Annotated in this window: 19 protein-coding genes and 1 tRNA gene; 9 read left to right on the top strand and 11 right to left on the bottom strand. The window is 67.5% G+C overall.

Translation table 11 applies throughout. The features are described from left to right. Nucleotides 1-57: 57 nt before the first annotated feature. The 6 genes from MUB46_RS15620 to aroA form a co-directional block, all read right to left on the bottom strand. Entirely contained in the window at nucleotides 58-408 is a 351-nt protein-coding gene (locus MUB46_RS15620) for a lipopolysaccharide assembly protein LapA domain-containing protein (protein WP_261616868.1), read from the bottom strand. 27 nt (nucleotides 409-435) lie between these two features. Further along, on the bottom strand, nucleotides 436-723 hold the full coding sequence (gene ihfB / locus MUB46_RS15615) for an integration host factor subunit beta (protein WP_261616867.1): 288 nt from the start codon (nucleotides 721-723) through the stop codon (nucleotides 436-438). Between the two features lie 18 nt (nucleotides 724-741). After that, nucleotides 742-1,713, bottom strand: a complete 972-nt coding sequence (sppA, locus tag MUB46_RS15610; protein WP_261616866.1) for a signal peptide peptidase SppA — start codon at nucleotides 1,711-1,713, stop codon at nucleotides 742-744. Between the two features lie 60 nt (nucleotides 1,714-1,773). Continuing rightward, a complete protein-coding gene (gene rpsA, locus MUB46_RS15605) occupies nucleotides 1,774-3,591 on the bottom strand; it encodes a 30S ribosomal protein S1 (RefSeq protein ID WP_261617116.1) in 1,818 nt (605 codons plus the stop codon). A 184-nt stretch (nucleotides 3,592-3,775) separates the two neighbouring features. After that, nucleotides 3,776-4,396: a (d)CMP kinase gene (cmk, locus tag MUB46_RS15600; RefSeq protein WP_261616865.1), complete on the bottom strand. Its 621-nt coding sequence runs from the start codon at nucleotides 4,394-4,396 to the stop codon at nucleotides 3,776-3,778. Next, nucleotides 4,393-5,805: a 3-phosphoshikimate 1-carboxyvinyltransferase gene (aroA, locus tag MUB46_RS15595; protein WP_261617115.1), complete on the bottom strand. Its 1,413-nt coding sequence runs from the start codon at nucleotides 5,803-5,805 to the stop codon at nucleotides 4,393-4,395. Before aroA ends, cmk begins: the two co-directional genes overlap by 4 nt. A 314-nt stretch (nucleotides 5,806-6,119) precedes the next feature. Here aroA and MUB46_RS15590 point away from each other — a divergent pair, with 314 nt between their 5' ends. The 9 genes from MUB46_RS15590 (at nucleotide 6,120) to ptsN (ending at nucleotide 13,130) form a co-directional block, all read left to right on the top strand. Continuing rightward, nucleotides 6,120-6,542 (top strand): TIGR02300 family protein, encoded by a 423-nt coding sequence (locus tag MUB46_RS15590; RefSeq protein ID WP_261616864.1) that lies wholly within the window; start codon nucleotides 6,120-6,122, stop codon nucleotides 6,540-6,542. A 59-nt stretch (nucleotides 6,543-6,601) separates the two neighbouring features. After that, a tRNA-Leu gene (locus tag MUB46_RS15585) sits at nucleotides 6,602-6,688 on the top strand. A gap of 55 nt (nucleotides 6,689-6,743) precedes the next feature. Continuing rightward, nucleotides 6,744-7,358 (top strand): ribonuclease D, encoded by a 615-nt coding sequence (locus tag MUB46_RS15580; RefSeq protein WP_261616863.1) that lies wholly within the window; start codon nucleotides 6,744-6,746, stop codon nucleotides 7,356-7,358. A gap of 182 nt (nucleotides 7,359-7,540) precedes the next feature. After that, a complete protein-coding gene (gene lptC / locus MUB46_RS15575) occupies nucleotides 7,541-8,377 on the top strand; it encodes an LPS export ABC transporter periplasmic protein LptC (RefSeq protein ID WP_261616862.1) in 837 nt (278 codons plus the stop codon). Next, nucleotides 8,367-8,966: an LptA/OstA family protein gene (locus MUB46_RS15570; protein WP_261616861.1), complete on the top strand. Its 600-nt coding sequence runs from the start codon at nucleotides 8,367-8,369 to the stop codon at nucleotides 8,964-8,966. The genes lptC and MUB46_RS15570 overlap by 11 nt, the downstream gene beginning before the upstream one ends. Nucleotides 8,967-9,237: 271 nt before the next feature. Next, nucleotides 9,238-10,209, top strand: a complete 972-nt coding sequence (gene lptB / locus MUB46_RS15565; protein ID WP_425256279.1) for an LPS export ABC transporter ATP-binding protein — start codon at nucleotides 9,238-9,240, stop codon at nucleotides 10,207-10,209. A gap of 11 nt (nucleotides 10,210-10,220) precedes the next feature. Then, nucleotides 10,221-11,819 (top strand): RNA polymerase factor sigma-54, encoded by a 1,599-nt coding sequence (gene rpoN / locus MUB46_RS15560; RefSeq protein ID WP_261616860.1) that lies wholly within the window; start codon nucleotides 10,221-10,223, stop codon nucleotides 11,817-11,819. A gap of 191 nt (nucleotides 11,820-12,010) precedes the next feature. Further along, on the top strand, nucleotides 12,011-12,607 hold the full coding sequence (gene hpf / locus MUB46_RS15555; protein WP_261616859.1) for a ribosome hibernation-promoting factor, HPF/YfiA family: 597 nt from the start codon (nucleotides 12,011-12,013) through the stop codon (nucleotides 12,605-12,607). 58 nt (nucleotides 12,608-12,665) lie between these two features. After that, nucleotides 12,666-13,130, top strand: coding sequence for a PTS IIA-like nitrogen regulatory protein PtsN (gene ptsN, locus MUB46_RS15550; RefSeq protein ID WP_261616858.1), 465 nt, complete (start codon nucleotides 12,666-12,668; stop codon nucleotides 13,128-13,130). A gap of 95 nt (nucleotides 13,131-13,225) precedes the next feature. On the opposite strand, the gene MUB46_RS15545 is transcribed toward ptsN, so the two are convergent. The 5 genes from MUB46_RS15545 to ugpA all read right to left on the bottom strand — a co-directional run bounded on the left by MUB46_RS15545 (nucleotide 13,226) and on the right by ugpA (nucleotide 17,095). Then, complete coding sequence (locus tag MUB46_RS15545; protein WP_261616857.1) at nucleotides 13,226-13,495, bottom strand: BQ00720 family protein; 270 nt, start codon at nucleotides 13,493-13,495, stop codon at nucleotides 13,226-13,228. 39 nt (nucleotides 13,496-13,534) lie between these two features. Beyond that, nucleotides 13,535-13,963 (bottom strand): Hsp20 family protein, encoded by a 429-nt coding sequence (locus MUB46_RS15540; protein WP_261616856.1) that lies wholly within the window; start codon nucleotides 13,961-13,963, stop codon nucleotides 13,535-13,537. 129 nt (nucleotides 13,964-14,092) lie between these two features. After that, entirely contained in the window at nucleotides 14,093-15,172 is a 1,080-nt protein-coding gene (ugpC, locus tag MUB46_RS15535; RefSeq protein ID WP_261616855.1) for a sn-glycerol-3-phosphate ABC transporter ATP-binding protein UgpC, read from the bottom strand. 9 nt (nucleotides 15,173-15,181) lie between these two features. After that, a complete protein-coding gene (ugpE, locus tag MUB46_RS15530; RefSeq protein ID WP_261616854.1) occupies nucleotides 15,182-16,030 on the bottom strand; it encodes a sn-glycerol-3-phosphate ABC transporter permease UgpE in 849 nt (282 codons plus the stop codon). A gap of 180 nt (nucleotides 16,031-16,210) precedes the next feature. Continuing rightward, a complete protein-coding gene (gene ugpA / locus MUB46_RS15525) occupies nucleotides 16,211-17,095 on the bottom strand; it encodes a sn-glycerol-3-phosphate ABC transporter permease UgpA (RefSeq protein WP_261616853.1) in 885 nt (294 codons plus the stop codon). Between the last annotated feature and the right edge of the window lie 53 nt (nucleotides 17,096-17,148).

Below are 17,148 nucleotides of genomic sequence, written 5' to 3'. Positions count from 1 at the left end.
GGTAAAGCCCCGAGGGGGAATGCCCCCTTGGGGGCGATGCTTCTTCCGGGGGCTGGGTCAGGCGCTGCGCTTCAGCGCGGGCAGGCGCGGCGCTCCCGACGCGTCGGCCTCCTTGCGGGCGGCCTCGTCGGCGCGGTTGCGCCATCGCGCCGCCTCCTCGCGCGACAGGCGCGCGCGCTGGCGCCACTTGCCCTGGCTCAGCCAGGCTGCCACGCCACCGACGACGACGCCGATGAACAGGGTGCCAAGAACGATCAGGAACAGGGGCAGCGACAGCGACAACGCCGGCTCGGCGCCGTTGAAGGGATCCAGCGATATCGTCACCGCATGGCGGTTGGCGACGGAGAAGACGACGATCACGACCGCCAGCGGCACAATGACGAGGACCTGGATGATGCGGCGGAGCATGGGGCGTTCGCTACTGGTGGAGTGCCGTTACGATTTTTCGGTGTTGAGCCGCTCGCGCATTTCCTTGCCGGTCTTGAAGAACGGCACGAACTTCTGCTCGACGGCGACCTTGGCGCCGGTGCGGGGGTTGCGGCCGGTGCGCGCGGGCCGGTTCTTGACCGAGAAGGCGCCGAAGCCACGCAGCTCGACCCGGTCGCCGCGCGCGAGCGCCTGAGTGATCTCTTCGAGGATCGTGTTCACGATCAATTCGACATGGCGCTGATAGAGGTGCGGATTGGCCTGGGCAATCCGTTGCACCAGTTCCGACTTGATCATGGTAGCCCCCTGAACTCTTTATTTTTCAAGGTCTTGAGGTTGCCAGAGCGATACCAGCCCGTCAAGGCTGGCGCCGCTCGCCCGGGCGCCCCGATCGATCAGCATGGCGAGCGTGTCCCAGCCCGCCGCCCGCGCCAGCGCGGAGGCCGCACCGGCGAAGCCGACTCCGCTGAGACCGTCGTCGGTCGTCCAGTTGCGGATCTTCAGTCTACGGCTGACATTGTGTTCCGAGGCGAGCCAGTCGCGGGCGGTTTCCTCGCCGCCGATCGCGTCGATCAGATTGAGCTTCAGCGCCTGGCCGCCCGAATAGATGCGTCCGTCGGATATGCGCCGCGCCTCGGCGGGATCGAGGTCCCGGCGTTCGGCGACGAGGCCGACGAACCAGTCGTAGGAATCCATCACCAGCGACCGCACGGCCGCCCTGGCCTCCTCGCTGGTCGGCTCGAACGGATTCGGCTCGGCCTTCAGCGCGCCGCTCTTGACGGTGTCGACGCTGACGCCGATGTCGCCGAGCAGCTTGGAGACGTCCGCCCACTGGAACAGGACGCCGATCGAGCCGGTGATCGAGGTGCGGCGGGCGACGATATGGTCGGCGGCGATCGCGGCGGCATAGCCGCCCGAGGCGGCCACGGTGCCGATCTGCGCGACGACGGGTTTCTTCTCGGCGACCTTGCGGATCGCGTCGAACAGCGCCTCCGAGCCGGCGGTGGTGCCGCCGGGGCTGTCGATCGACAGGATCAGGGCCTTGACCGAATTCGTCCTGGCAATCTTGTCCAGGAGCTCCTGGCGATCGCGGTCTTCGACGATGATGCCGGTAAGCGCCAGCCGGGCGACATGGGCCTGGCGCGGCGCGAACGGGCTTTCGGGCATGAGCGCCGCGGCGGCGCCCATGATAGCGATCGTGGCAAGGAGAAAGGCGGCGACGCGCCAGAAGGACAGCTTGCGCCGCAACCGGCGGCGGTCGACGATCTGATCGGCATCAAGCGACATCGCGTCGAAGCCTCCTGTGGCCGACCGCGGCGCTCACGCCGCGGTCGCGCCTGACCGGTCTTACTTCTCTTCGTCGTCGGCAGCCGGCCCGGCAGCCGGCTCCTCGGCCTCGCCGGCCTGGGCACGGCTCAGCGCCGCACCGAGGATGTCGCCGAGCGAGGCACCCGAGTCGGTCGAACCGTACTGGGCGACCGCCTCCTTCTCCTCGGCGATCTCCAGCGCCTTGATCGACACCGAGACCTTGCGGGTCTTGCGGTCGAACTGGGTGACGCGGGCGTCCACCTTCTCGCCGACGGCGAAGCGCTCGGGCCGCTGCTCGGAGCGGTCGCGGGCCAGGTCCGACCGGCGGATAAAGGCCGTCAGGTCGGTGCCCGCGATCTTCACTTCCAGGCCGTTCTCCTTGACGTCGGTGATCTCGCAGGTGACGACACCGCCCTTGCGCAGTTCGGACGCCTCGGCGGTCGCGAACGGATCGCCCTCGAGCTGCTTGATGCCGAGCGAGATGCGCTCCTTGTCGACGTCGATGTCGAGAACCTGCGCCTTGACCATGTCACCGCGATTGAACTCTTCGATGACCTGCTCGCCGGGCCGGTTCCAGTCGAGGTCGGAGAGGTGGACCATGCCGTCCACGTCGCCGTCCAGGCCGATGAACAGACCGAACTCGGTCTTGTTCTTGACCTCGCCCTCGATGACGGAGCCGATCGGGAAGCGCTCCGCGAAGCTCTCCCACGGATTGTCCATGCACTGCTTGAGGCCCAGCGAGATGCGCCGCTTGACCGGATCGACCTCGAGCACCTGCACCTCGACCTCCTGGGAGGTGGAGACGATCTTGCCCGGATGGACGTTCTTCTTGGTCCAGCTCATCTCGGAGACGTGGATGAGGCCCTCGACCCCCGGCTCCAGCTCCACGAAGGCGCCGTAGTCGGTGATGTTGGTGACGCGGCCCTTGAAGCGCACGTCGACCGGGTACTTGGCCTCCACGCCTTCCCACGGATCGGCCTCGAGCTGCTTCATGCCGAGGCTGATGCGCTGGGTCTCGTGGTTGATCTTGATGATCCGCACCTTGACGGTCTGGCCCACGGCCAGGACCTCGGTGGGATGGTTGATGCGCCGCCAGGCGATGTCGGTGACGTGCAGCAGGCCGTCGATACCGCCGAGGTCCACGAACGCACCGTAGTCGGTGATGTTCTTGACCACGCCCTCGATGACCTGGCCTTCCTCGAGGCTCTGCACCAGCTCCGAACGCTGCTCGGCCCGGGTCTCTTCCAGCACGGTGCGCCGCGAGACGACGATGTTGCCGCGGCGGCGGTCCATCTTGAGGATCTGGAACGGCTGCGGGGTGTTCATCAGCGGGCCGACGTCGCGCACCGGGCGGATGTCGACCTGGCTGCGCGGCAGGAAGGCAACGGCTCCGTCGAGGTCGACGGTGAAGCCGCCCTTGACCGAGTTGAAGATCATGCCCTCGACCTTCTCGTTCGCCGCGAACGCCTTCTCGAGCTTCTCCCAGCTCTCCTCGCGACGCGCCTTGTCGCGGCTGATCACGGCCTCGCCGAGGGCGTTCTCGACGCGCTCGAGATAGACCTCGACCTCGTCGCCGACCCCGATGGTCGGCTCGCGGCCCTGCAGGCCGAACTCGCGCAGCGCGACGCGGCCTTCGGTCTTCAGGCCGACGTCGATGACGGCCATGTCCTTCTCGATGGCGACGACGGTTCCCTTGACGACGGAACCTTCCTCGAGGGTGTTCTGGGTGAAGCTCTCTTCAAGGAGAGCGGCGAAATCTTCGCGTGTGGGGGTGTTTTGCATGCTGGCTGTGGCCACGGTGTTTTTCCTGTTCCTATTCGCGCTCCCACCGACCGTACCGGTTGAAGCGCGACTAATGTTTCGGGCGCCCCGCCGATCCGCCCGCTGCGCCTTTGGCGCGTCGGACCGGATCCACGGCAGAGCGATGAACCTGTCTTCCGGGGGTGCGGGCGAACCGAATATCCGGTTCAGCCGTAAACGAAGGGCTGCGCCGGAAACGCGTTTAGAGGGCGCGTTCGCTCACGCACCCTCATATTGCCGCTCACGAACCGCTTATCAAGTCCACAGCCGCCCGGAACGCGGCTTCTATATCCAACTCGGTGGTATCGAGCAAGTGCGCGTCGGCGGCGGGGCGCAGCGGCGCCACCGCGCGGGAGGTGTCGCGATCGTCCCGACGGCGGATGTCGTCGAGCACCTGTTCGTAGGAAATCGCCACGCCGTTGCCGACCAGTTCCCGCCAGCGGCGCTCGGCGCGCGCCTCTGGCGCGGCGGTGACGAAGATCTTCGCGTCGGCGCCGGGACAGACGACCGAGCCGATGTCGCGGCCGTCGAGCACGGCGCCGGGCGGTTGGTCCGCGAAGCCGCGCTGAAACGCCAGGATCTCGGCGCGCACCGCCGGATCGGCGGCGACGATGGAGGCCGCCTCGCCCATGCCGGGCTCGCGCAGGGACGCGGCATCCTTGAGGTGGGTGACATCGAGCGCCCGGGCCGCGGCAAGCCGCGCGGCGGGGTCGGCAACGTCCGCGCCGGCGTCGATGACGGCGCGCGCCACCGCCCGGTAGAGCATGCCGGTATCGAGATGGCGCAGGCCGTAACGGACCGCGAGCCGCCGGGCGAGCGTACCCTTGCCCGAGGCGGCGGGGCCGTCGATGGCGATGATCACGCGCCCGGCTCCCCGGCAGGGGCTGTATCGGGCCAATCCGAAACAGGGCCCAGATCGGCGCCCAGGCCCCGCATCAGCGGCACGAAATCGGGAAAGCTGGTGGCGATCATCGCGCCGTCGTCGACCAGCACCGGCGTCTCGCTGGCCAGCCCCATGACGAGGAACGCCATGGCGATGCGATGGTCCATGTGGGTCTCGACGGTGCCGCCGCCCGCGACCCTGCCGGCCCCGCCCGCGACTATCAGGTCGTCACCGTCGACGCGCACGTCGACGCCATTGACGGCCAGTCCGGCGGCGACGGCGGCGAGACGGTCGGATTCCTTGACCTTGAGCTCCGACAGGCCGCGCATGACGGTGGTGCCTCGCGCGTAGGCGGCCGCGACGGCAAGCGCCGGATATTCGTCGATCATCGAGGGCGCGCGCTCCGCCGGCACCTCGACGCCGGTGAGCGGGCCCGCCTCGACCGTCACGTCGGCGACCGGCTCGCCGCCGTCCTCGCGTTCGTTGGCGAGCGTCAGTTTCGCGCCCATCTCCTGAAGCGTGGTGATCAGGCCGGCGCGCGAGGGATTGACCATCACGCCGCGGATGGTGACGCGCGAGCCCGGCACGATCAGGCCGGCGACCAGCGGAAAGGCGGCGGAGGAGGGATCGCCCGGCACCGTGACCGCCTGGCCCGTGAGCCGCGGCCGGCCGTGCAACGCGATGCGGCGCGCTCCGTCGGGGTCCCGGCTGATATCCAGCCTGGCGCCGAAATGGACGAGCATGCGCTCGGTGTGGTCGCGGGTCGGTTCCGGCTCGATCACCGTGGTGAGGCCCGGCGAATTGAGGCCGGCAAGCAGCACCGCGGACTTCACCTGGGCGGAGGGGACCGGCAGCCGGTATTCGATCGGGATCGGGTCGCGCGTGCCCTTAAGCGTCAGCGGCAGGCGGTCATCGGCCGAATCACAGACGCGCGCCCCCATCAGTTCGAGCGGCGCGAGCACCCGTCCCATCGGACGCTTCCTGAGCGAGGCGTCGCCGTCGAATCGCACCGCGATGCCGTGGCCGGCGACCATGCCGAGCAGCAGCCGCGCGCCGGTGCCGGAATTGCCGAAATCGAGCAGCGCCGCGGGTTCGATCAGCGCGCCGACGCCGACGCCGTCGACCGTCCAGACGGCCTCGCCCGCATCATCCACGTGGCGCTCCACCCGGGCGCCGAACGCGCGCATGGCGTCCGCCGTGGCGATCACGTCGTGTCCTTCGAGCAGGCCCCGTATCGTGGTGCGGCCTTCCGCCAGGGCCCCGAAAATCAGGGCGCGATGGGAGATCGACTTGTCGCCGGGCAGCCTGACGGTCCCGGTCAACGGCCCCGAAGCGCGGGCGCCGAGACGCGGGTCGGCGGTGTTTGCGGAGGAAGGGTCGGCGGTCATCTTCACGAACTTTTCAACGGACTTTTGCGGGGCTGCCGCGGTGATTTCGCAGTGTTCTCGCAGCGGCGGCTGCGGCGGGGCGACCGCCGGCTCGCCGGCCTCCTAGCACAGGGCCGCAGCGTCGTCATCCCGGGGGTCATTCCGCCGGGCATTTCGGGGGTCATTCCGGCGGGCCCGAATTGGGGGGTGGACAAGAGCCCGGATTTGCCTTTGACAGGGTTCCGGCTTTCCGTCTATGGGAGGCGCCGTTTCAGCGGTCGGGGCGGACCGGCCCGATACGAGACCAACAGGCTTCAAAACAGGTTTTTAGAGCGATGGCCAAACCCGAGCTCGGCATCAAACGAATCTGCGGCGAATGCGGCACGCGCTTCTACGATCTCGGCCGCGACCCGATCCTCTGCCCCAAATGCGGAACCCAGTTCCTCATCGAGGCCGTCGCTGCGCCGGTGAAGGCGAAGCCGGCCGCGGCCAAGCCCGCCAAGGAGGCTAAGCCCGCGGAGACCGAAGAGGACGAAGAGGCCGACGAATCGCTCGTCGCGCTCGAGGACGTCGATGCCGAGGAGGAAGACACCGGCCGCGTCGGCACCGACGACGAGGATGACGACGACATTCCGGACGTCGAGGACGACGAGGATATCGCCGACGACGAGGACGAATTCCTCGATGACGACGAGGACGAAGGCGGCGATGTCAGCGGACTTATCGACAGCGATATCGAGGACGAGGAAGAAACCTGACAGGTCGCTCCTAACTCCATTGACAATCACGCAGACGGTAAATAACTGTCTGGCCACGTGCCCAGGTGGCGGAATTGGTAGACGCGCTAGCTTCAGGTGCTAGTGCCCGAAAGGGCGTGGAAGTTCGAGTCTTCTCCTGGGCACCATCCGCACCCCCGAAGCGCCGACGGCGCACATCCTGACAAGATACGGGGGCCAGACATGACGATTACCCTGCACCAAGGCGATCTGCCTGCAGACCTCTCGCTCGGCAACGCGGTTGCCGTCGACACAGAAACGCTCGGCCTCAACCTGAACCGCGATCGTCTGTGCCTGGTCCAGCTTTCGGCCGGAGACGGCAACGCCCATCTCGTCCAGCTCGACCGCAATTCCTACGACTGCCCGAACCTGAAGCGGCTCCTCGCCGACACCTCGGTCACCAAGATCTTCCACTACGCCCGATTCGACATCGGCATGATCGCCCGCAATCTCGGCGTGCTCACCGAGCCGGTGTTCTGCACCAAGATCGCCTCGCGGCTGACGCGCACCTATACCGACCGGCACGGGCTGAAGGATCTGTGCCGCGAGCTGATCGGCGTCGACCTGTCGAAGCAGCAGCAGAGCTCGGACTGGGGCGCGGCCGAACTCAGCGACGCCCAGCTCGAATACGCCGCCTCCGACGTGCTCTACCTGCACCTCCTGAAGCAGCGGCTGGAGGCCCTGCTCGCCCGCGAGAACCGGACGCATCTGGCCGATGCCTGCTTCCGCTTCCTGCCCGCCCGCTCGCTGCTGGACATCGCCGGCTGGGCCGAGGACGATATTTTCGCACATTCCTGACGCCGGCCCCGGCCACGGGACGGGCCTGAATCGGTCCGCCCCCCGGGGAACGGACCGCGCGACACCCGCCATGGATCGGGCCGCAGATGGCCATGCGCCGCTATTTGACCGCAATGTTCGATCATGACCCGGGGGCAATACATCCCGGAAAACGGGGACGGACTGTTGCGAAGCGGATGGCTATGGACGTGAAATCGCTGGGCGCCCGCGCACTGAACATCGGGGCCCCGAATATAGGCGCCCTGAATATGGGCGCCGGTGGCTGGACCGAGGCGCCGGCCGCGGCCGGCGCGGCTGACTGGCTGGCCGCGCGCCGGCACAGCCGGGCGGTCTCCGTGTTGCGGCTGGTGCTGCCGGCGGTGGCGCTCGTCGTCGTGGTCTGGATGTTCGTTTCCGCGCGCAGCCTGCCGACCGAGATCGGCGATATCGATCTTGGCGAGGTCGGCCTCGAAGGCACGACGCTGACCATGCAGAACCCGTCGCTTTCGGGCTTCAACGACAACGGGACCTCCTATCAGGTGACGGCCGCCAAGGCGATGCAGGACGTCACCAACCCGCGCGTCGTGACGCTCGAATCGATCGACGGCACGATGACCAAGCCGGATGGCGACAAGGTTCGGGTCACCGCCGACCACGGCGTGCTCGACAGCGATTCGCAGGTTCTCGACCTGACGAGCAACATCGTGGTGAAGACCGACAAGGACGACTACGCCTATCTCAACGCCGCCAAGGTCGACATGGCGGCCGGCTCGATCGTCACCTCGGAGCCGGTGCGCGCGGTGTCCAAGAGCGGAAAAATCCGCGCCAAGTCGATGGAAATCACCGACCGCGGTGCCCATCTGCTGTTTCGCGGCAATGTTGTCGTGGATTTGCGCCTCGATGGCGGCCGTGTTGACGATGCCGGGGATGCCGGGAACGATGATAGTCTGGGCGCCGATAGCCTGGGCGAGGATAGCTTGGGCGACGGCGCACCGGGCGTGGATGGGACGACCGACGAAATGCCTGCACATGCCGAGTAGACGACACACCGCCCTGGCGACTGGCCTGCTGCTTCTGGCGGCCGTTTTCGCGACCGGCGCCCGCGCCCAGGCCGTGACCGACGCCTTTTCCGGCCTTTCGGTCGAATCCGACAAGCCGGTCAAGATCGAGGCCGACCAGCTCGAGGTCTTCGACAAGGACAAGATGGCCGTGTTCTCGGGCAACGTGAAGGTCAAGCAGGGCACGACGACCATGCAGACCGCCGAACTCAAGGTCTTCTATGCCGGCGAGGGCGGCGCCACGGAAGGCAATCAGCGCGTTTCCAAGCTGGAGGCGACGGGCAAGGTGGTGGTCAAGGCCGACGGCCAGACGGCCACCGGCGACTGGGCGATTTTCGAGATGGCGAGCCAGCAGGTGACGCTCGGCGGCGCCGTCGTGCTGTCGCAGGGCAAGAACGTTCTGCGCGGAACGCAACTGATCGTTAACCTGGAAACCGGTCAATCGAAACTGGTTTCCGAGGCACCCACAGGCAGCAGTGGACGTGTCCAGGGGCTTTTCATTCCCGGCGCGATGGGGCAGAAGCAAGAAAAGCGCCAGAATCGGGAAGAGAGCCAGGATCAGTCGAACTGACGCCGGACCGCCGCCCGCTCCAGCCGGGTTCCCCGGAATCGGTAACCGACGAAACGCTTCGATGGGAGCATCACGCGCCTTGGGCCGTCTTTTGACTTTGCCACGCCGGCTGCGCCGGTCCCTCGCTGGTGACACCGCGCGCGACGCCGCCGCGCCGAGCGCACGCGATGCCGGCGATACCAGCCTGGCGGATCCCGGCCTGGCTGACCCTGCCTGGGCCGATCCCAGCCGGGCCGATCCCGTCTTCGACGCACCGTTCGCGCCCGCAGGCCTGCCCGGCGCGCCGCCCGCAAGACAGACTGGGCGGGAATTTCCCCGGGGGCCGGGCGCCGATGGTGCTGGGCCTGACGGGGTTGGGCCTGACGGGGATGCGCGCAACGGAACCGCGCTCGATGGCAGCGCGCTCGATGGCGGCGGGTTCGATTGGCGGACCTTCGAGACCGTGGTCTCGGGCGCACCGGATCCGGCCAGCACCGCCGTCGATACCCGTGAGCCGCCCGCGGTGGAGGCCGTACGGGGCGCGGGCTGGCTCGAAGTCCACGACATCAAGAAGAGCTTCAAGAGCCGGCTCGTCGTCAAGGGCGTCAGCCTGGGCGTCAGCCGCGGCGAGGTGGTCGGCCTGCTGGGCCCCAACGGCGCCGGCAAGACGACCGTGTTCTACATGATCACCGGCCTGATCACCGCCGATTCCGGCGCGATCACCTTCGACGGCCGCGACATCACGCGCCTGCCGATGTATCGCCGCGCCCGCCTCGGCATCGGCTACCTGCCGCAGGAGCCGTCGATCTTCCGCGGCCTGACCGTCGAGCAGAACATCATGGCCGTGCTCGAGGTGACCGAGCCGAACCGCAAGAAGCGCCGGGAAGAACTCGATTCGCTGCTCGAGGAATTCGCCATCACCCGGCTGCGCAAGTCGCCCGCCATCGCCCTGTCCGGCGGCGAGCGCCGCCGCGTCGAGATCGCCCGCGCGCTCGCCTCGCGGCCTTCCTTCATGCTGCTCGACGAGCCCTTCGCCGGCATCGACCCGATCGCCGTCGGCGATATCCGCGCCCTGGTGCGGCATCTGTCGGCGCGCGGCATCGGCGTCCTCATCACCGACCACAACGTGCGCGAAACCCTGGGTCTCATCGACCGCGCCTACATCATCCACGATGGCCAGGTGCTGATGCAGGGCTCGCCCGAGGAGGTCGTCGCCAACGAGGACGTGCGCCGGTTCTATCTCGGCGACGAGTTCCGCATGTAGGCGCGGAAGCGATGGCACTCTTCCCGAAGCTGGAGCTGCGGCAGAGCCAGTCCCTGGTGATGACCCCGCAGCTCATGCAGGCGATCAAGCTCCTGCAGATGTCGAATGTCGACCTCACAGCCTATGTGGAAGCCGAGCTGGAGCGCAATCCGCTGCTCGAGCGGACCGGAGATACGGGCGAGGATCGGGGCGGCGAGGACGGCGGCCAGGAGGACCGGGGCGGCGATTTCGATCCGGCGGGCGATTCGGAGGCGGTGCCGGGCGATCTAGTCGAGGTCACCCGCGGCGAGGACGTCGCGGCGATCTCCGACAGCCTCGATACCGACTTCGACAACGTCTACGACGCCGAGACGCCGACCACGGGCCCCGCCGCCAGCCGCGACGCGGGCGGAGATGCCAGCGGCGAGTCCGGTGGGAACACTGGCGGCGATATCGGCGGCGCCCCTGGCGGCTGGAGCACGGTGCGCGGCGACCGCCGCTCGGGCGACGGCGAAGGCGACTTCCTTGAGCAGACGGTGGCCGGCGAGGCCAGCCTGCACGACCATCTGGCCGACCAGCTCGCCATGGCGGTGTCCGACCCGACCCGGCGGCTGATCGGCCGCCATCTGATCGACCTTGTCGACGAGAACGGCTATCTGAGCGAGCCCCCGGCGGAGACCGCCGAACGGCTCGGCGTGCCGCTTGCCGATATCGAGGCGGTGCTGGCGACCCTTCAGACCTTCGATCCGCCCGGCGTCTGCGCCCGCGACCTCGCCGATTGCCTGGCGATCCAGTTGCGCGAGCGCGACCGCTACGACCCGGCCATGCAGGCCCTCGTCGAGAATCTCGAGCTCCTCGCCCGGCGCGATCTCGCCGCGCTGAGGAAGGTCTGCGGCGTCGACGACGAAGACCTGATCGACATGATCGCCGAGATCCGCCGCCTCGATCCGAAGCCCGGACAGGCGTTCGGCTCCGAGCCGGTCCAGCCCGTGGTCCCGGACGTGTTCGTGCGGCCGCGCCCCGACGGCACCTGGCACGTGGAGCTCAATTCCGACACGCTGCCGCGCGTGCTGCTGGATCAGTCGTACTACGCCACCGTCTCGGGCGGGGCCCGCTCCGACACGGACCGCGCCTACCTGTCCGACTGTCTGCAGCAGGCCAACTGGCTCATTCGCAGCCTCGACCAGCGCGCCCGCACCATCCTCAAGGTGGCGACCGAGATCATCCGCCAGCAGGACGCCTTCCTGGCCAAGGGCGTGCGCTACCTGCGGCCGCTCAACCTGCGCACCGTCGCCGACGCGATCCAGATGCACGAATCGACGGTGAGCCGCGTCACCGCGAACAAGTTCATGGCGACGCCGCGCGGCATCTTCGAGCTCAAGTACTTCTTCACCGCCGCGATCGCGGCGACGGAAGGCGGCGAGGCCCATTCCGCCGAGGCGGTGCGCCACCGCATCAAGGATCTGATCGACGCGGAAGCCGCCGATGCCATCCTTTCCGACGACGCGATCGTGGGAATCCTGCGCGGCCAGGGGATCGATATCGCCCGGCGCACGGTCGCCAAGTATCGGGAATGGTTGAAGATTCCGTCTTCCGTTCAGCGCCGGCGGGAAAAACGGGCCGGTTTGTGAAAAGTCAAGTCGAACCTCCGATTGACTTGGCAGGGCAGCGTCCTTAGGTTCCGACCGCCGCGAGGGGGCAGGACTTCGAGACGACCCACGCGGCACCGCGGCGTCGCAATCGGCGGCGCGAGGGCCTGGGGTTAGCGCAATAGAAGCCCGGAAGGCGAAATCCGACAGGGCCGTCCGAACGACACGAGATCATGCAACTTCGGGTCACCGGAAAGAACATCGACATTGGCGACGCGCTGCGAGAGCAAGTCTCTGAGCGGCTTGGCGTTGCCATGGGCAAATATTTCAACGGCGGCTGGTCCGGCCAGGTGACCGTCGAGCGCGAGGGCGTCGGATTCCGCACGGAATGCCGTATCCATCTCGACTCGGGGATCGACCTGCACAGCCGTGGCGTCGGCGGCGACGCCTATGTGAGCTTCGACCAGGCCGCCGAGCGCATCGAGAAGCAGCTGCGGCGGTACAAGCGCCGGCTCAAGGATCATCACGCCGAGCAAGGCAGTGGTGAGCCGCAGGCGGCGACCAGCTACGTCATCGCCGCGCCGGACGAAGACGAGACCGGGGAAGCGGGGATCGTCGACGACAATCCGATCGTCATCGCCGAGAGCCAGACAGCACTGCGCAAGATGACCGTGGGCATGGCGGTCATGGCGATGGATCTGGGAGAGGCGCCGGTCGTTCTGTTCCGGAACGTGGCCAACGGCCGCATGAACGTCGTTTATCGCCGCCATGACGGCAACATTGGCTGGATCGATCCGGCCGAGTCCGATGAAAAGGAGGCACGCGGCTAGCGCCGAATTCGGGCCGCGCGTGTCGCGCCCGCTGGTGCTTGCCCCGTGACGGTGCAACATGGATCTCAGCGATCTCATTCGCCAGGACGGGATCATTCCCTCGCTCAAGGCGAATTCGAAGAAGCAGGTAATCCAGGAGATGGCGGAACGGGCGGCGACCCTGCTCGACCTGCCTGCGCGCGATATTTTCGATCACCTGCTGCAGCGCGAACGGCTAGGCTCGACCGGCATCGGCCAGGGCGTGGCCATCCCGCACGCCAAGCTGGCCAAGATCGATTCGCTGTTCGGCATGTTCGCCAGGCTCGACAAGCCCATCGATTTCGACGCCATCGACGACGAGCCGGTCGATCTGGTGTTCCTGCTGCTGGCACCCGAAAGCGCCGGCGCTGACCATCTCAAGGCGCTCGCCCGCATCGCCCGCCTGATGCGCGAGCCGGGCATGGCCCAGAAGCTAAGGGCCTCGCGCGACGCCGCGGCGATCTACGCCGTGCTCAGCCTGGCCTCAGAGCCGACCGCGGTCTAGCCCGCGCGCACGCCTCCCAGTTCCGTTCCCTGAAACGCAAATCGCCGGACCGCGAGCGGCCCGGCGATGCGGGAATTTCCGTGCTGTCGGGCCGGTCAGTGCACGCTGACGGTCTCCAGTTCGTGCTCCTTGGCGCCGGCGACCGCCGATTCCTGGCTGTCGGTCAGCATGATCGGCGTGCCGTCGGCGGCGTTCAGCATGAACAGGCGGATGCCCGGCGCCATGTCGGGCGCGTCGGGGAACAGCTGCTTGAGGACGTCCGACATGATCGGCTTCACGTAGGCGATCTCGCCGCCGCCCATATTGGCCAGCATTTCCTCGGTGATGACGATCTTCTCGTCGTGCCGGTTCGCGTTCCGTTCCATGATACTCATACCTCTTACCTTTCTCGAGACCCGGCGCCCTCAGGCGATGTCCGTGATCTCGATCGTACGGACGACCCGTTCGGGTTCGGGCCGCACCAGATCGATCACGAGCAGGCCGTTCTCCAGGCCCGCCCCGCCGACCTCCATGCCGTCGGCCAGCACGAAGGTGCGCTGGAACTGACGGGCGGCGATGCCGCGGTGGAGGTATTCTCGGTCGGGCTCCTCGGTCTGCTTGCCCTTGATGGTGAGCTGGTTGTCCTCCAGCGTCACGTCGAGCTGGTCCTTGGTGAACCCGGCGACCGCGAGCGTGATCCTCAGCGTCGTCGCCTGCTCCCCGTTCCTGGGCAGCCGTTCGATGTTGTAGGGCGGGTATCCGTCGCCCGAACTCCGCGATACGCGGTCGATCAGGCGCTCGATTCCGTCGAAACCGAGCAGATAAGGGCTGTTTAGCGTAGACATACGCGGCATCCGGCAAAGTCCTCGTCACCAAGCGACCTTGAACTGGGCCCTTTCGGCGCCCGCTCCGTGAACCGGCGACATTCGCGTCCGCCGGTCGAGATTGGATATGGGGTTGCCGGATTGGCGGTTCAAGCCGCCCTAGGCGATCCGGGCGCCGCTGTCCCGGTCGAAGAAATGCAGGGATTTCAGGCCCGTATGCGCCGTCAGGCGATGCCCGGGTGCGAAATCCGCGTATCCGGGGGCACGCACCGTGATCTCGTGGCCGGCTCCGGTGCGGCCATGCACCAGCGATTCCGCACCGATCGGCTCCACCCCGGTCACAGCGAAAGCGACCGGCACGGTGTCGGAATCGCCCTCCTCGCCGCCCTCGCCGATCACGAGGTCTTCGGGCCGGATCCCGACGACCACCGGGCCGCCGGCGCCCTTGGGCGGCGGGATCCGGTGCCCCGTCCCGTCGAGATCAAGGCCCTCGCCGTCCGGCTCGGCCGGGATCAGGTTCATCGGCGGCGAGCCGATGAAGCCGGCGACGAAGGTGGTGGCCGGCTTCTCGTAGACCGCCATCGCCGTGCCGATCTGCTCGATGCGGCCCTCGTTCATCACCACCAGCAGGTCGGCGAGCGTCATCGCCTCGAGCTGGTCGTGGGTGACGTAGATCGAGGTGGTTCCCAGGCTGCGCTGCAGCCGCTTCAGCTCGATGCGCATCTGCACGCGCAGCTTGGCGTCGAGATTGGACAGCGGCTCGTCGAACAGGAACACCTTCGGCTCGCGCACGATCGCCCGGCCCATGGCGACGCGCTGGCGCTGGCCGCCGGACAGCTGCCGCGGCTTGCGGGCGAGCATCGGCTCGATGGCGAGCAGCCCTGCCGCCGCGCGGACGCGCCGCTCGATCTCCGGCTTCGGCGTGCGCCGGTTGCGCAGGCCGTAGGCCATGTTGTCGTAGACCGACATGTGCGGATACAGCGCGTAGTTCTGGAACACCATGGCGATGTCGCGCGCGGCCGGCTCGCGGTCGTTGACCGGTTCGCCGCCGATCGCCACCGCCCCCTCGCTCACCGTTTCCAGCCCGGCGATCATCCTGAGCAGCGTCGACTTTCCGCAGCCCGACGGGCCGACCAGCACGCACAGCGTCCCGTCGGCGATGCGAAGGTCGACGGCCTTCACCGCCTCCACCGCGCCGGGATAGACCTTGCGCACGCCACTGAGGATCACGTCAGCCATCGAAAGCTCCTACTTTTCCTGCTCGATCAGGCCCTGCACGAACAGCCGCTGCATCAGCACGATCACCACGACCGGCGGCAGCATGGCGAGGATCGCGGTGGCCATGATCAGGTGCCAGAGCGGCTCGGAATCCGGCACCGCGACCATGCGCTGGATGCCCATGACGGCGGTGTAGTAGCCGGTATCCGTCGTCACCAGCAGCGGCCACAGGTACTGGTTCCAGCCGTAGATGAAGAGGATGACGAACAGCGCCGCGATGTTGGTGCGCGACAGCGGCAGGAGGATGTCGCGGAAGAACTTCATCGGCCCCGCCCCGTCGATGCGGGCGGCCTCGGTCAGTTCGTCGGGGATGGTCAGGAACACCTGGCGGAACAGGAACGTCGCCGTGGCGCTGGCGATCAGCGGCAGCGAGAGGCCGGCATAGCTGTTGAGCAGCCCGAGGCCCGCCACCACCTCGTAGGTCGGCAGGATGCGCACCTCCACGGGCAGCATCAGCGTCAGGAAGATGATCCAGAAGGCCGTCCTCTTCAGCGGAAACCGGAAATAGACGATGGCGAAGGCCGACAGGAGCGAGATCGCGATCTTGCCGACCGCGATCGACAGCGCCATCACCGTCGAGTTGAACAGCATCAGGCCGATCGGTGGCGTGCCCGCGGCCGCCTCGCCCGTGCCGAGCACCTTCCAGTAGTTCTCGACCAGCTGGTCCCCCGGCCACAGCGGCATCACGCCGGACAGGAAGTCGCTGGCGGCATGCGTCGAGGCGACGAAGGCGATCCATACCGGCAGCACGATGAAGGCTGCGCCGAGGATCAGCGTCAGGTGGGTTACGAGCGTCAGGAGCGGGCGGCGTTCGACCATGGCTGTCCTCACACACCCATCTGACCGGAAGACAGCGGAACGGCCGGCTTCCTTGCGCTCATTCCCGCGAAAGCGGGATTCCGGGGCGGAACGAGGGGCATCGCTATGTGGCCCTTGATTCCCGCTTGCGCGGGAATGAGCGGGGAGTTTTGTTGAGGGCGGAGCGTGGCCATCGCGTCCTCAGTAGTGCACGCGCCGCTCGACGAAGCGGAACTGGATGACGATCAGCACGATGACGATCGCCATCAGGATGACCGACTGGGCCGCCGAGCCGCCGAGGTCGAGGCCGATGAAGCCGTCGCGGTACACCTTGTAGACGAGGATGGTGGTCGCCTGGCCCGGGCCGCCGCCGGTCGTCGCGTGGACGATGCCGAAGGTGTCGAAGAAGGCGTAGACGAGGTTGACGACGGCGAGGAAGAAGGTGGTCGGCGACAACAGCGGCAGCGTCACCGTGAAGAAGCGCTTGACCGGACCGGCGCCGTCGATCGCGGCGGCCTCGATCAGCGAGCGCGGGATCGACTGCAGGCCGGCGAGGAAGAACACGAAATTGTAGGAGATCTGCTTCCAGGCCGCGGCGATGATGATCAGGATCATCGCCTGGTCGCCGTCGAGCACGTGGTTCCACGACAGGCCGAGGCCGCGCAACGCGTAGGCGACGATGCCGATCGTGGGATTGAACATCAGCCACCACAGCACGCCGGCGAGCACGGGGGCGACGGCGTAGGGCCAGATCATCAGCGTCTTGTAGGCGGTCGCCCCGCGCAGCACCCGGTCCGCGGCGACCGCGAACAGAAGCGCGAACCCCATCGACAGGATAGCGGTAGCGGCGCTGAACACGACGGTGACGTGAACGGAGGCGAGGTAGCCCGGGTCCTCGAACAGACGGACGAAGTTGTCGAGGCCGACGAACTTGACCGAAAGCCCGAAGGCATCCTGGCGCAGGACCGACTGGTAGACTGCCTGGCTCGCGGGCCACAGGAAGAAGACCGCGGTGATCGCAAGCTGCGGGGCGAGCAGGGCCGCCGGCAGCCAGACGCCTGAAAAGCTGACGCGTTTGTCGTTCATCGCGGAAAGAGGTGCATGGCAAGGACAAGGTGCGGCGGGCCGCCGATGGCCGC

The sequence above is a fragment of the Microbaculum marinisediminis genome, assembly GCF_025397915.1.
Taxonomy (GTDB): Bacteria; Pseudomonadota; Alphaproteobacteria; order Rhizobiales; family Tepidamorphaceae; genus Microbaculum; species Microbaculum marinisediminis.
The sequence above is the reverse complement of the archived record's forward strand: the minus strand, read 5'-3'. Positions and strand labels throughout refer to the sequence as shown.

What these genes read in the sequence shown, in the direction of transcription:
- rpoN (WP_261616860.1), top strand. Translation starts at nt 10,221, where the DNA reads ATGGCACTCTTCCCGAAGCTGGAGCTGCGGCAGAGCCAGTCCCTGGTG.
- ugpC (WP_261616855.1), bottom strand. Translation starts at nt 15,172, where the DNA reads ATGGCTGACGTGATCCTCAGTGGCGTGCGCAAGGTCTATCCCGGCGCG.
- MUB46_RS15620 (WP_261616868.1), bottom strand. Translation starts at nt 408, where the DNA reads ATGCTCCGCCGCATCATCCAGGTCCTCGTCATTGTGCCGCTGGCGGTC.
- MUB46_RS15540 (WP_261616856.1), bottom strand. Translation starts at nt 13,963, where the DNA reads ATGCCGCGTATGTCTACGCTAAACAGCCCTTATCTGCTCGGTTTCGAC.
- MUB46_RS15545 (WP_261616857.1), bottom strand. Translation starts at nt 13,495, where the DNA reads ATGGAACGGAACGCGAACCGGCACGACGAGAAGATCGTCATCACCGAG.
- ihfB (WP_261616867.1), bottom strand. Translation starts at nt 723, where the DNA reads ATGATCAAGTCGGAACTGGTGCAACGGATTGCCCAGGCCAATCCGCAC.
- ugpE (WP_261616854.1), bottom strand. Translation starts at nt 16,030, where the DNA reads ATGGTCGAACGCCGCCCGCTCCTGACGCTCGTAACCCACCTGACGCTG.
- sppA (WP_261616866.1), bottom strand. Translation starts at nt 1,713, where the DNA reads ATGTCGCTTGATGCCGATCAGATCGTCGACCGCCGCCGGTTGCGGCGC.
- MUB46_RS15590 (WP_261616864.1), top strand. Translation starts at nt 6,120, where the DNA reads ATGGCCAAACCCGAGCTCGGCATCAAACGAATCTGCGGCGAATGCGGC.
- aroA (WP_261617115.1), bottom strand. Translation starts at nt 5,805, where the DNA reads ATGACCGCCGACCCTTCCTCCGCAAACACCGCCGACCCGCGTCTCGGC.
- hpf (WP_261616859.1), top strand. Translation starts at nt 12,011, where the DNA reads ATGCAACTTCGGGTCACCGGAAAGAACATCGACATTGGCGACGCGCTG.
- MUB46_RS15570 (WP_261616861.1), top strand. Translation starts at nt 8,367, where the DNA reads ATGCCGAGTAGACGACACACCGCCCTGGCGACTGGCCTGCTGCTTCTG.
- ptsN (WP_261616858.1), top strand. Translation starts at nt 12,666, where the DNA reads ATGGATCTCAGCGATCTCATTCGCCAGGACGGGATCATTCCCTCGCTC.
- lptC (WP_261616862.1), top strand. Translation starts at nt 7,541, where the DNA reads ATGGACGTGAAATCGCTGGGCGCCCGCGCACTGAACATCGGGGCCCCG.
- ugpA (WP_261616853.1), bottom strand. Translation starts at nt 17,095, where the DNA reads ATGAACGACAAACGCGTCAGCTTTTCAGGCGTCTGGCTGCCGGCGGCC.
- MUB46_RS15580 (WP_261616863.1), top strand. Translation starts at nt 6,744, where the DNA reads ATGACGATTACCCTGCACCAAGGCGATCTGCCTGCAGACCTCTCGCTC.